The following is a 12,605-nucleotide window of genomic DNA, read 5'->3' on the forward strand; positions in this document are numbered from 1 at the left end:
AAGACCCTAAAAAGGGCTTTTTTGACATTTTTTAGCATGACACTTCTCCTATTCAAAATTTTATTATAGCCAGAAAGATTAGCTTGTGGGGTCTATGCGTTCATCAAAATCTTAAAAAGCATAAAAACCAATCAAACGAAAGCCACTGATCAAGCCTTATTAAACTAAACTTTGATTTTGAGCTGCTTGAGAATATCGCATGCCCCTTTAGTGCCTAATTTACAGCCCTTTTTAAAGTTTTCTATGGCTTGCTTTTCATTCCTTGTTACGCCTTCGCCATTGTATTGCATAGCCCCCAAATTGAAACACCCTCCGCCGTTTTGCATCTCGCATGCTTTAGAATAACGAGCGAGAGCCTCTTTAAAATTCTTTACCACGCCATCGCCATGATGATACATATTCCCTGCGTTAAAGCACCCCGGGCTGTCTTTTAAGTCGCAAGCTTTATCATACGAAGCGAGCGCTTTTTTTAAGTCTTTAGGCGTGCCTCTGCCTGCATCATACAAGCTCCCTAATATCGTGCAGCCATCGCCATCGTTTAAATCGCATGCTTTAGTGAAATATTCCACCGCTTTTTTAAAATCCCTAGTTACCACTTTACCATCATGATAAATCCCCCCTAAGCTCGCACACCCTTCGGCGTATTTCAAATCGCACGCTTTAGAATAGTATTGTAAGGCTTTATTGGTGTTTTGGGACACGCCTTGCCCGCTGTAATATAAATTCCCCAATAGATGACACCCATTGCTGTAATTTAAATCGCAAGCCTTAGCGTAAAAGGAGGCGGCTTTTTTCAAGTTCTTTTCCACCCCTTGCCCTTGATAATAAAGCACCCCTAAATTAAAACACCCGCTATTTTCTTTCAAATCGCACGCTTTTTCAAAATATTTCTTCGCTTGAGTGAAATCTTTCTCTTTGTAGCTCTTTGCCCCCAAACCCACAAGCTCTTTAGGGTCTTGCTCTGCCATTAGCCCCCCTAAACACAGTGTGCCCAAGCACAAAACCCTAAAAAAGGACTTTTTGACATTTTCTAACATGATGTATCTCCTTATTAAAAATTTTATTATAGTGTTATTAAGCAAATACAAAATGCCATGATCTCTTTGTTATCTTAAGCTAACGCCCTCTTACAAATTTCTGTGATCTTATCCCACTCTTTGTTTTGAATCAAATCTTTAGGGGTAAGCCAACTCCCCCCCACGCACAAAACATTTTCTAAATTTAAATAAGAACGCATGTTATCTGCACTAATCCCCCCAGTGGGACAAAATTTCACCCCTTTAAAAGGGCCATTAAAAGCGTTTAAAAGCTTAACGCCCCCGCAATACTCTGCCGGGAAAAATTTCAAAGCGTTATAGCCCAATTCTAAGGCTTGCATGACTTCACTACTGCTAGAAACCCCGGGTATTAAAGGCATGCCTTTTTTCTTTGCGTGTTCTAAAAGCTCTATCGTAAGGCCCGGGCTAATCAAAAACTCTGCCCCCCTATTTTGTGCTTGCTCTAATTGAGTAAGATTTAAAATCGTGCCAGCACCCACGCGCATTTTTGGCACATTCTTAGCGATAAGCTCTATGGCTTCTAAAGCGCAACTGGAGCGCAAAGTAACTTCTATGATTGGAATACCCCCCTCTATCAGGCTTTGCGCTAAAGGCACAGCATCTTTTATATCCTCAATCACCACCACAGGGACAATGGGGCTAATTTGTAAAACTTCTATTATTTTATCTTGCATTTTATCTCCTTTATATTTTTATACCTTTATGCCAAAACTCATGCCGCCCTCTTCAGCGGTATTAACATTCAATCTCAAACTCGTAAATAATTCCCTACCCAGCCCAAAAGTAGGCTTTTCTAAATTTTCTAAGGTTTCTAAAAACAAGGGGTTGATACCTCTCTTTTCAAAATCCTTTTCAAGCACATTCAAGGCGTTATTAGGAGCGTCTAATTCTATCCAATCGCCATCTTTAATCTTAATGATCGCCCCATTTAACGCTCCCTCAGGGCTTAAATGGATCGCGCTAGGCACTTTCCCGCTCGCCCCGCTCATGCGCCCATCAGTAACGAGCGCGACCTTATAGCCCATATCCTGCAAAGCCCCTAAATTCGTGGTGAGTTTGTGCAATTCTGGCATGCCGTTAGATTTAGGCCCTTGGAAAGGCAAGACCGCCACAAAGTCCCTTTCTAATTCTTTATTTTTAAAGCGTTCTAAAAATTCGCTTTGGGTTTTAAAAACAATCGCTCTAGCCTTAACTTTCCTATGCTCATCTTTAATGGCTGAGATTTTAATCACGGCCCGCCCCAAATTACCCTTTAAGATTTTAAGCCCCCCATTAGCGGCGAAAGGCTCGCTCACAGGGCGTAAAATATCCGTATTCAAGCTATGACTAACAGCGTCTTTATACACCAATTGGTCGTTTTCTAAAAAGGGGGTTTTGGTGTAATTTTGCATGCCTTTTTGCGTTTCTGTATCCATGATGGTATGAGTGTCTTCAAATAAAAGCCCCTCTTTTAATAATTCTTTAATCACAAACGCTAATCCCCCACACGCTTCAAAAGCGTTCACATCCGCTGATCCGTTAGGATAGACTTTAGCTAAAAGGGGTATGAGGTTAGAAACTGCGTCAAAATCGTCCCAATTGAGGATCACCCCACAAGATCTAGCGATAGCGATCAAATGCAAAGTGTGGTTAGTAGAACCTCCTGTTGCCATTAAGCCTATGAGAGCGTTAAGAATGCTTTTTTCATCAATGAGTTTGGCTAAAGGCAGGACTTTCCCGCTCGCTAATCTTTTGGCACTCTCTTCTACTAAAACCTTCCGTAAGGGGTTGTTAGGGTTGATAAAGCTAGAATTAGCCACATGCAACCCCATAAACTCCATCATCATTTGATTAGAATTAGCCGTGCCATAAAAAGTGCAAGTGCCCACATCATGATAGCTTTGCATTTCCACTTTTAAAAGCTCTTCTCTGTTGATTTTTCCCATTGCAAAATCTTGGCGCGCTTTGGCTTTTTTATAATTTTCTATCCCGCTCACCATAGGCCCGCTTGGCACAAACACGCTCGCTAAATTCCCAAAACTTAACGCTCCTATAAGCAAGCCTGGCACGATTTTATCGCACACGCCCAAAAAAAACGCCCCGTCAAAAACATTATGGCTTAACCCTACGGCGGTGCTTAAAGCGATCACATCTCTGCTGAATAAGCTCAATTCCATTCCCTCATAACCCTGCGTGATACCATCACACATCGCTGGCACCCCACTAGCAACGCTCGCATAAGCGTTATGTTCTTGCAACTCTTTTTTAATCAAATCAGGGTAATTTTTAAAAGGTTGGTGGGCTGAAAGCATGTCGTTATAAGCCGTGATAATCGCAAAATGCTTTCTTTTATGCGAACCTAAAGGCATTTTTAAATGCTCTGGCATGCTCGCTGTAACATGCGCAATATTCGCGCAACCCAAGCTCTCAATCTTGGGCTGGTTTTTAGGGTTAAAGATATTTTCTAAATAAAGCTCTCTGGTTTTTTTGCTACGCTCTGTAATTTTTTCTTTGATTTGTTCTAAAGAATGCTTAGGCATGAACACCCCTTCAATTAAGATTTAATATATAATAATAACTTAAAAACACTCTAAAAGGGTTATTGATGTTGGATTTTGATTTGGTTCTTTTTGGCGCGACTGGGGATTTAGCCATGCGAAAGCTCTTTGTTTCGCTCTATGAAATTTATACCCATTATGGTTTTAAAGAAGATTCTAGAATTATCGCATCGGGGCGTAAGGAACTATCCAATGAAGAGTTTTTAGCGCTTCTTTGCGAAAAGACACAACTGCATTCAAGAGAAAAGGGTGAGGAATTTTTAGCCCATATCAGTTATTTTTGCGTTCGTTTGGATAACCCTAAAGACTTTGAAGAACTGAGTAAAATCGCTACAAAAAATAAACCCTTGATTTTCTACTTTTCTATCTCCCCTAGTTTTTTTGCAACGACCGCCCAACATTTGGCCAAAAACGCGCTCAATCACGCTAACACTCGTTTGATTTTAGAAAAGCCTTTAGGGCATGATTTAAAGACTTGTAAAGAGATTTTCCAAAGCATTAGTGCTTTTTTTAAAGAAGAACAAATCTTTAGAATCGATCATTATTTAGGGAAAAAGGGCGTTCAAAATATCCTTGAATTGCGCCTAAATAACCCTATCTTAAACATTTTATGGGATCAAATCAGCGCGGTTGAAATCTGCGTGTATGAGACTTTAGGGGTGGAAGAAAGGGGCGAATTTTACGATAAAATTGGGGCTTTAAGGGATATGGTTCAAAACCATCTCTTGCAAGTTTTATCCCTTATCGCTACAGATTTACCCAACGATTTAAAAGACTTGAGGAAAGAAAAAATCAAAGTTTTAAAAACCTTACAACCCCCCAAAGATTTCAAAAAACAAGTTATTCGGGCCCAGTATCAAGGCTATAGAGATGAAAATAAGGTTAATAAAGAGAGCCAGACAGAAACTTTTGTCGCTATTAAAGCCTTTTTGGATACGCCTAAATTTAAAGGAGTGCCTTTCTATATTAAGCACGCTAAAAAAATGCCCCACAACCAAGCGAGCGTGAAAATCCATTTTAATGCGGTCAATACGCTAGAATTTTTCCTCTCTCAAGATAAAATCACCCTCACCCTAAAAGACAATCAAAACCCCCTTATTTTAGAAACCCACAACAAACAAGAATTTTTACAGCCCTACGCTAAATTGCTCTATGATGCGATACAAAATAACCACAATAATTTCGCCCACCAGTTGGAATTAGAAGCGTCATGGGTTTTTATTGACACGCTCATAGAGGGTTTTATGAATAACGCCACGCCCTTATATTCCTATGAAAGCCATAATCTCAACGAATCAGAATTTTTAAAACCACTCTATCAATAAAAGGGATTTCATGGGTTATCAATTGTTTGAATTTGAAAATTTAGAAGATTGCCACAAGGCTTTAACAGAGCGTTTTAAAGAATTTTTTAACACCGCTTTAAAAAAGCATCATCAAGTTTCTATCGCTTTTTCTGGGGGCCGTTCGCCCATTGGTTTGTTGCAAAAATTAAGCGTTTTAGATCTCAAATGGCATGAGTGTTTAATCAGTTTGGTAGATGAACGCATTATAGACACAAGCCACAAGGATAGCAACACCAAATTATTACATGATTACTTGTTGCAAAATAACGCCTTAAAAGCTTCTTTCAACCCACTTTTGCCCAAAAAGATTTCTAGCGATACAAACGCGCTTTTTCATTTTGCTAACCAGCATTTCAAACAGCCTCATTTAGCCATTTTGGGCATGGGGACTGATGGGCATACGGCTAGCCTTTTTCCTGAAACGAGTGCTTTTTTAAACGAAGAAAAAGAAAATATCGTCTTAACTAAGCCAGCTAACGCTCCTTATGAGCGCTTGAGCATGTCTGTTAACGCCTTAGAAAATTGCGAAAAACTTTTCTTAAGCGTTAGTGGGGTAGAAAAAAGGGAGGTTTTAGAAAAGGCTTTAAAAGAAAGTGCTCCCTATTCTCTGCCGATTGCTCGGATTTTACATTCTCAAAAAGTTACCACGGAGGTGTTTTATGCCAAAAACTGAAACTTACCCAAGACTATTAGCCGATATTGGCGGCACGAACGCGCGCTTTGGTTTAGAAGTCGCCCCACGACAGATTGAATGCATTGAAGTCTTGCCATGTAAAGATTTTGAAAGCTTGAGCGATGCGGTGCGATTCTATCTTTCCAAATGCAAAGAAAGCCTTAAACTGCACCCTATTTATGGCTCTTTTGCTGTGGCTACGCCCATTATGGGAGATTTTGTCCAAATGACTAACAACCATTGGACTTTTTCTATTGAAACGACACGGCAATGTTTGGATTTAAAAAAATTGCTTGTTATCAACGATTTTGTCGCGCAAGCCTATGCCATTAGCGCGATGCAAGAAAACGATTTGGCTCAAATAGGCGGGATTAAGTGCGAAATCAACGCTCCTAAAGCGATTTTAGGGCCAGGAACTGGGCTTGGGGTAAGCACTCTTATCCAAAACAGCGATGGCTCTTTAAAAGTCTTGCCCGGTGAAGGGGGGCATGTGAGCTTTGCCCCTTTTGATGATTTAGAAATTTTAGTGTGGCAATACGCCCGCTCTAAATTCAATCATGTGAGCGCGGAAAGGTTTTTGAGCGGGAGCGGTTTGGTGTTGATTTATGAAGCCCTGTCTAAACGCAAAGGCTTAGAAAAAGTGGCGAAGTTAAGCAAGGCTGAATTAACCCCACAAATCATTAGCGAACGCGCTTTGAATGGGGATTACCCTATATGCCGATTGACTTTGGACACTTTTTGCTCCATGCTAGGCACGCTCGCTGCTGATGTGGCTCTCACTTTGGGGGCTAGGGGGGGCGTGTATTTGTGTGGGGGGATTATCCCACGATTCATTGATTATTTTAAGACTTCGCCCTTTAGAGCGCGTTTTGAAACGAAAGGACGCATGGGAGCGTTTCTCGCTTCTATCCCTGTGCATGTCGTGCTGAAAAAAACTCCGGGACTTGATGGGGCGGGCATTGCGTTAGAGAATTATTTACTGCATGATAAGATATAGCAGCATTAAGAATAAAAGCAGCTTATACAAGGGGTGTGTTTAAGCGCGCCAAACAACGATACCATATAACCAACAATGATAAAATTAGTTAAACCTATAGAAATATAAGCAAACCATAAAAACGATACAATAGCAGTGTTTTAATCAAACAAGGAGTTTTAATGAGAGTTCAATCTAAAGGTTTTGCTATTTTTTCTAAAGACGGGCATTTCAAACCCCATGATTTTAGTCGCCATGCTGTAGGCCCTAAAGATGTGCTGATTGACATTCTTTATGCAGGGATTTGTCATAGCGATATTCATAGCGCTTATAGCGAATGGAAAGAAGGCATTTATCCTATGATTCCTGGGCATGAAATTGCTGGGGTCATCAAAGAAGTGGGTAAGGAAGTTAAGAAATTTAAGGTTGGCGATGTGGTGGGCGTGGGCTGTTTTGTCAATTCATGCAAGGCGTGTAAGCCTTGTAAAGAACACCAAGAGCAGTTTTGTGCCAAAGTGGTATTCACTTACGATTGTTTGGATTCTTTCCATGACAACGAACCCCACATGGGCGGATACTCTAATAATATTGTCGTGGATGAAAACTATGTGATTAGCGTGGATAAAAACGCTCCTTTAGAAAAAGTAGCCCCCTTGCTTTGCGCGGGCATCACCACTTATTCACCCTTGAAATTTTCTAAGGTTACTAAAGGCACAAAAGTTGGTGTCGCTGGGTTTGGTGGGCTAGGAAGCATGGCGGTTAAATACGCTGTGGCTATGGGGGCTGAAGTGAGCGTTTTTGCAAGAAATGAACACAAAAAACAAGACGCTTTAAGCATGGGGGTTAAACATTTCTACACTGACCCTAAACAATGCAAAGAAGAATTGGATTTTATCATTTCAACCATTCCTACCCATTATGATTTAAAAGACTACCTCAAGCTCTTAACTTATAATGGCGATCTAGCCCTTGTGGGACTCCCCCCTGTAGAAGTCGCTCCAGTGCTTAGCGTTTTTGATTTTATCTTTTTAGGCAATCGCAAGGTTTATGGCTCATTGATTGGGGGCATTAAAGAAACCCAAGAGATGATGGATTTTTCTGTCAAACACAATATTTACCCTGAAATAGATTTGATTTTAGGCAAGGATATTGACACCGCTTATCACAACCTAACCCATGGGAAAGCGAAATTCCGCTATGTGATTGATATGAAAAAATCGTTTGATTAAAGGCTTTGGCTCTAGCTCTTTTTTAAGAGCTTGAGTAGGATTTTTTTAACAATCCCATGAAGCCCTAGGATTTTAAGGGTTTTACTAATAAGACTCTTGAGTGGTATTGAAAAGCAGTGTTTAAATAGTCTTTGTCTTGCGTTTTTGGGAATCTCATGAATGTGTAAAGAATAATGATTTAAAAAGGTCTTAAAAGCGTCATGGGCGATCTGTTCTTCTGTTTTCCATAAAGGGAAGTAGTAATGGTAAGCGATAATGCTATGGTAGTAGTGCCATTTTTCGCTGCCTATCTCCCCATCTCCTGTAATCAAATAAGACCAATCGCTCATAAAAGGGGTTTTAGCCAAAGCGTTCAGCCATAAATCCGCTTTTAAACCAAAAGGATATGTCCAAGGTTTTATTTGAAAATAAGGATGGGAGTCGTATTGTATAACGATAGGTTCTCTTAAGGCTTGTTTAATGGTGTTATGATAAATTGCATTGACCACACCCCTTAAATGCTCTTCAGAAAGACTATAATAGTGTGGGAAAATGCAATACTCTATTTTTAATGGTGCGATCTTTGATCGACAAAATTCTGTTAATTGCGGTTCTTTATCTATTTTTTGTGTGTGCATGGTTTCTAGTATTTTTTTACAAAATTGATTTTTTCGCTGGCAAGTTAAGTTACAATAAAAAAAGCCTTCATACGGGTATATTTTGTCATAAACCCCATAAAAATAATTCTCATCATCTTCTTTAATGTTTAAGAAATCAGCGCTAAATTCATTGCAAAAGATAACGTCCACATCGCTCCACACCATTTTAGAATATTTAGGGAACAAATCCGCTAGAAAATATTTCACTAACACCATTTTAGAAAAACGCTTGGTGAAATCCTCATCAAAAGGGTTAGGGATAGTATCTAAAAAAGGTTCAATATCTTTCACTTCTAAAGCAGCAAATTCTTTAAAAGGTTCTGTGATTTGGTGGAGTTTTGCTTTATCTTCTTCATTCAAGCCTACCACTAAAGCGTGTAGGGTGTAGCGGATTTTTTTATTGGCTTTAGCGATGCTTTCTAGCAAGGAATAAAGACACGCGCCCGCAGGAATGAGGTAATTCTTATCAAAAGCAAAAGCGATAGGAATATGAAAATCTTGTTCTTTGAAAGAATGATTTGAAGCTGAAGTCATAAAAATTAAACACCCTTTTTTAAAGCTATTTTATCCAAAAAAAAAAAAAAAACCGAACTTGAAAAGGTTCTGTTTTTGGTTTTTATGTTGTTTTTAATGAAAATTAATTTAAAAAAAGGTTTTAAACACTTTATTCTATCCCTTTTTTAAGAGCTTGATTAAGATTTTTTTCACAATCCCATGAAGCCCTAAAACTCTAAGGATCTTACTAACCACCCTTTTGGCTAACGCTTTAGGCATAAAAAACCCAAAATAAATAAGCTTATTGAAAAATTTTTTCACTAAATTACAAGTTAATTCAAAAGCTCTTGAATGGATTTTCCTTTCTTTAAACACAACAAACAGATACGATTTGAAAAACAAATACGGAGCCTTAAAAACAATTTCTTTTGAAGACTTTACTGAAGAAAAATAATGCTGCTCAGCCATTTTTGTGGTATAAAAGCTCTCATTGGTGTGCATTTTCTTAGTGTAATCGCTCATAAATGGGGTTTTAGCCAAAGCGTTCAGCCACAAATCCGCTTTTAAACCAAAAGGATAGTCCCAAGGCTTCACCGCTCCCCACCAAGCGTCATAGTGGATAATAGTAGGGTTTTCTCGCACCTCTAAAATGGTTTTCTTGTAATTCTCGTTTAAATACGCATTAGAAAAATCTTTAATGGTGTAATAATAAGGGAAAACGCAATACTCAATCCCCAAAGCTTTCATGTTAGGCCAACACCATTTTGTAAAATCCAACTCCCCTTTAGCCTCATTCCCCTTTAAAATCTCATGCATTCTTAAGGTGAAATTTTTCTTGCGTTGGTAATCTAAATTACAAAACAAAAACCCTTCCATCATGTGGTGCTTTTCAACTTCTAAAACCCCATAAAAATAATTCTCATCATCTTCTTTAATGTTTAAGAAATCAGCGCTAAATTCATTGCAAAAGATAACGTCCACATCGCTCCACACCATTTTAGAATATTTAGGGAACAAATCCGCTAGAAAATATTTCACTAACACCATTTTAGAAAAACGCTTGGTGAAATCCTCATCAAAAGGGTTAGGGATAGTATCTAAAAAAGGTTCAATATCTTTCACTTCTAAAGCAGCAAATTCTTTAAAAGGTTCTGTGATTTGGTGGAGTTTTGCTTTATCTTCTTCATTCAAGCCTACCACTAAAGCGTGTAGGGTGTAGCGGATTTTTTTATTGGCTTTAGCGATGCTTTCTAGCAAGGAATAAAGACACGCGCCCGCAGGAATGAGGTAATTCTTATCAAAAGCAAAAGCGATAGGAATATGAAAATCTTGTTCTTTGAAAGAATGATTTGAAGCTGAAGTCATAAAAATTAAACACCCTTTTTTAAAGCTATTTTATCCAAAAAAAAAAAAAAAAAAACCGAACTTGAAAAGGTTCTGTTTTTGGTTTTTATGTTGTTTTTAATGAAAATTAATTTAAAATCGTATCTTGTCTTTAAGCGTTGCTATTTTAAATGTTGCAACTTTAAAAGATGATGAAAGGGGCTGTATTCTAATTTGATTTTCTTAAAAAAATCTCTTTGCGCGTTGTTATTTTCAGGTTTTTTAACACCACCCTTAATAAAAGCGGCTAGTTTTGTCTATGACTTGAAGTTTATGAGCTTTAATTTCAATTTAGTGGCCCCAGCCAACAACCCCTATTGGAATAGCCTAACCAAAATGCAAGGTCGTCTCATGCCTCAAATTGGCGTTCAATTGGACAAAAGACAGGCCTTGATGTTTGGAGCGTGGTTCATTCAAAATTTACACACGCATTATAGCTATTTCCCTTATTCGTGGGGGGTTACGATGTATTACCAATACATAGGGAAAAATTTGAGATTTTTTTTAGGCATTGTGCCACGAAGCTATCAGATAGGGCATTACCCTTTAAGCGCTTTTAAAAAACTTTTTTGGTTTATAGACCCTACTTTTAGGGGAGGAGCGTTTCAATTCAAACCGGCTTATGATCCTAATCGCTGGTGGAACGGGTGGTTTGAGGGCGTTGTTGATTGGTATGGGGGGCGTAATTGGAACAACCAGCCCAAAAAGAAAAATTACGATTTTGATCAATTCTTGTATTTTGTTTCTTCAGAATTTCAGTTTCTTAAAGGGTATTTGGGTTTAGGGGGACAGCTTGTCATTTTTCATAACGCTAGCTCTCATAGCATGGGAGATAACTACCCTTATGGCGGAAATTCCTACTTAAAACCAGGCGATGCAACCCCGCAATGGCCTAATGGCTACCCCTATTTCAGTCAAAAAAATAACCCACAAGGCGGGGAAATAGGCAAATACTCTAACCCCACTATTTTAGATAGAGTCTATTACCACGCTTATCTTAAAGCGGATTTTAAAAATCTCATGCCTTATATGGACAATATTTTTATAACCTTTGGCACGCAGTCGTCCCAAACCCATTATTGCGTGCGTTATGCTAGCGAGTGTAAAAACGCCCGATTTTATAACAGCTTTGGGGGGGAATTTTACGCTCAAGCGCAATACAAGGGCTTTGGGATTTTTAACCGATACTATTTTTCCAACAAACCCCAAATGCACTTTTATGCCACTTATGGCCAATCCCTTTATACCGGGTTGCCATGGTATAGAGCCCCTAATTTTGACATGATAGGGCTTTATTATGTTTATAAAAATAAATGGGTGAGCGTGCGAGCGGATGCGTTTTTTAACTTTTTAGGTGGGGGCGATGGGTATCATTTGTATGGGAAAGGGGGCAAGTGGATCACCACTTATCAGCAATTCTTAACCCTAACCATAGACACACGAGAATTAATTGATTTTGTCAAATCTAAAACCTCTAAATAGCTATATCTAAAAATTATAGATATAATTGAAATAAGCGACCGGTAAGCGGTGCCATAAAGTAGTCGCGCTCAAGCCATCAACGATTTCAGTTCTTTTGTTAGGAATGAAAGGGAATTTCAACCCGAAAGTGATTTCATTGTGGAAAAAGCCAAAACGAAAACCCACTTTCGCAAGCAATTGAAAAAGCGAATTTTCTTTGCCTAAATTCTGAGCGATAACCCCATGCATAGCCCCTCCTGGCATGTAAGTCGCCCCAGCGATGCCTAAGCCAAATTCTAACCCTAAAAACATCTTTTGCGAATTGAAAGCGTCCCACAAACCGCTAAATTCTAAACCATAGGTAGAAATATAGGATTTGTGAGAAGAAAAGGTCTGATCATAAAACAACCCGTAACGAAAACCCACATGCTCTACAGCTTGCGTTTTAGCCACAAATTTCCCCCCTAACACCACACCAAAGCCATTGCCGGTCATGAAATACGATTTATCTACAGACTCGGTGCTAAACGATGTGTTGATCGCGCTAAGTTGATACCCAACCCCTAAATAAAATGTGTTCCTGTCCGCTAATTTAGGTTTTTTTGATTTTTCATCAAGCTCTGCCTCTGTGGCTTGAAGCGATGATAATAACGCCATGCCCATCAATATTTTAACCATTGTTTCATTCATAACCCAATTCCTTATGTTATCCTGCCCCACACTTGCCCCATGCAGACTAAAATCAAATCACACCCTAAATAATAACAAAGTTTAAAATAAATATTAGTGATTTTTATTAAGAACGCCTA

Annotated in this window: 11 protein-coding genes; 5 read left to right on the top strand and 6 right to left on the bottom strand. The window is 38.9% G+C overall.

What is annotated here, in order from left to right; all coding sequences use genetic code 11:
* Positions 1-164: 164 nt before the first annotated feature.
* From hcpC to edd, 3 genes are all read right to left on the bottom strand, one after another.
* The gene (hcpC, locus tag HPOKI112_RS05580; RefSeq protein WP_025276217.1) at positions 165-1,037 is read right to left on the bottom strand and encodes a Sel1-like repeat protein HcpC; all 873 of its coding nucleotides are present in this window, start codon (positions 1,035-1,037) and stop codon (positions 165-167) included.
* 74 nt (positions 1,038-1,111) lie between these two features.
* Positions 1,112-1,732: a bifunctional 4-hydroxy-2-oxoglutarate aldolase/2-dehydro-3-deoxy-phosphogluconate aldolase gene (locus tag HPOKI112_RS05585; protein ID WP_025276218.1), complete on the bottom strand. Its 621-nt coding sequence runs from the start codon at positions 1,730-1,732 to the stop codon at positions 1,112-1,114.
* An 18-nt stretch (positions 1,733-1,750) separates the two neighbouring features.
* Positions 1,751-3,577 (bottom strand): phosphogluconate dehydratase, encoded by a 1,827-nt coding sequence (gene edd, locus HPOKI112_RS05590; RefSeq protein ID WP_025309931.1) that lies wholly within the window; start codon positions 3,575-3,577, stop codon positions 1,751-1,753.
* Between the two features lie 65 nt (positions 3,578-3,642).
* Between edd and HPOKI112_RS05595 the strand changes: the two genes are divergently transcribed.
* The 4 genes from HPOKI112_RS05595 to HPOKI112_RS05610 all read left to right on the top strand — a co-directional run bounded on the left by HPOKI112_RS05595 (position 3,643) and on the right by HPOKI112_RS05610 (position 7,819).
* Positions 3,643-4,920 carry a glucose-6-phosphate dehydrogenase gene (locus HPOKI112_RS05595; protein WP_025276220.1) on the top strand — a complete coding sequence of 426 codons (1,278 nt, stop codon included), beginning with the start codon at positions 3,643-3,645 and terminating at the stop codon, positions 4,918-4,920.
* 10 nt (positions 4,921-4,930) lie between these two features.
* Positions 4,931-5,614 (top strand): 6-phosphogluconolactonase, encoded by a 684-nt coding sequence (gene pgl / locus HPOKI112_RS05600; RefSeq protein WP_025276221.1) that lies wholly within the window; start codon positions 4,931-4,933, stop codon positions 5,612-5,614.
* Positions 5,601-6,611, top strand: coding sequence for a glucokinase (locus HPOKI112_RS05605; RefSeq protein WP_001126860.1), 1,011 nt, complete (start codon positions 5,601-5,603; stop codon positions 6,609-6,611). Before pgl ends, HPOKI112_RS05605 begins: the two co-directional genes overlap by 14 nt.
* A gap of 161 nt (positions 6,612-6,772) precedes the next feature.
* On the top strand, positions 6,773-7,819 hold the full coding sequence (locus HPOKI112_RS05610) for an NAD(P)-dependent alcohol dehydrogenase (RefSeq protein ID WP_025288387.1): 1,047 nt from the start codon (positions 6,773-6,775) through the stop codon (positions 7,817-7,819).
* A gap of 11 nt (positions 7,820-7,830) precedes the next feature.
* Here the strand turns inward: HPOKI112_RS05610 and HPOKI112_RS05615 are convergent, their stop codons facing one another.
* Both HPOKI112_RS05615 and HPOKI112_RS05620 read right to left on the bottom strand, forming a co-directional pair.
* Entirely contained in the window at positions 7,831-8,991 is a 1,161-nt protein-coding gene (locus tag HPOKI112_RS05615; RefSeq protein ID WP_025309932.1) for a glycosyltransferase, read from the bottom strand.
* Positions 8,992-9,126: 135 nt separating this feature from the next.
* Positions 9,127-10,317: a glycosyltransferase family 8 protein gene (locus HPOKI112_RS05620; RefSeq protein ID WP_025309933.1), complete on the bottom strand. Its 1,191-nt coding sequence runs from the start codon at positions 10,315-10,317 to the stop codon at positions 9,127-9,129.
* A gap of 192 nt (positions 10,318-10,509) precedes the next feature.
* Here HPOKI112_RS05620 and HPOKI112_RS05625 point away from each other — a divergent pair, with 192 nt between their 5' ends.
* Positions 10,510-11,817, top strand: a complete 1,308-nt coding sequence (locus tag HPOKI112_RS05625; RefSeq protein WP_025309934.1) for a hypothetical protein — start codon at positions 10,510-10,512, stop codon at positions 11,815-11,817.
* Positions 11,818-11,823: 6 nt separating this feature from the next.
* Here the strand turns inward: HPOKI112_RS05625 and HPOKI112_RS05630 are convergent, their stop codons facing one another.
* Complete coding sequence (locus HPOKI112_RS05630; protein ID WP_025288391.1) at positions 11,824-12,486, bottom strand: outer membrane protein; 663 nt, start codon at positions 12,484-12,486, stop codon at positions 11,824-11,826.
* Positions 12,487-12,605: the final 119 nt, after the last annotated feature.

Origin of the sequence: Helicobacter pylori oki112, assembly GCF_000600085.1 — a bacterium.
Taxonomy (GTDB): Bacteria; Campylobacterota; Campylobacteria; order Campylobacterales; family Helicobacteraceae; genus Helicobacter; species Helicobacter pylori_CY.

Bases quoted from the DNA above. Each gene is read 5' to 3' on its own strand.
- hcpC (WP_025276217.1), bottom strand. From the start codon at position 1,037: ATGTTAGAAAATGTCAAAAAGTCCTTTTTTAGGGTTTTGTGCTTGGGC.
- HPOKI112_RS05585 (WP_025276218.1), bottom strand. From the start codon at position 1,732: ATGCAAGATAAAATAATAGAAGTTTTACAAATTAGCCCCATTGTCCCT.
- edd (WP_025309931.1), bottom strand. From the start codon at position 3,577: ATGCCTAAGCATTCTTTAGAACAAATCAAAGAAAAAATTACAGAGCGT.
- HPOKI112_RS05595 (WP_025276220.1), top strand. From the start codon at position 3,643: ATGTTGGATTTTGATTTGGTTCTTTTTGGCGCGACTGGGGATTTAGCC.
- pgl (WP_025276221.1), top strand. From the start codon at position 4,931: ATGGGTTATCAATTGTTTGAATTTGAAAATTTAGAAGATTGCCACAAG.
- HPOKI112_RS05605 (WP_001126860.1), top strand. From the start codon at position 5,601: ATGCCAAAAACTGAAACTTACCCAAGACTATTAGCCGATATTGGCGGC.
- HPOKI112_RS05610 (WP_025288387.1), top strand. From the start codon at position 6,773: ATGAGAGTTCAATCTAAAGGTTTTGCTATTTTTTCTAAAGACGGGCAT.
- HPOKI112_RS05615 (WP_025309932.1), bottom strand. From the start codon at position 8,991: ATGACTTCAGCTTCAAATCATTCTTTCAAAGAACAAGATTTTCATATT.
- HPOKI112_RS05620 (WP_025309933.1), bottom strand. From the start codon at position 10,317: ATGACTTCAGCTTCAAATCATTCTTTCAAAGAACAAGATTTTCATATT.
- HPOKI112_RS05630 (WP_025288391.1), bottom strand. From the start codon at position 12,486: ATGAATGAAACAATGGTTAAAATATTGATGGGCATGGCGTTATTATCA.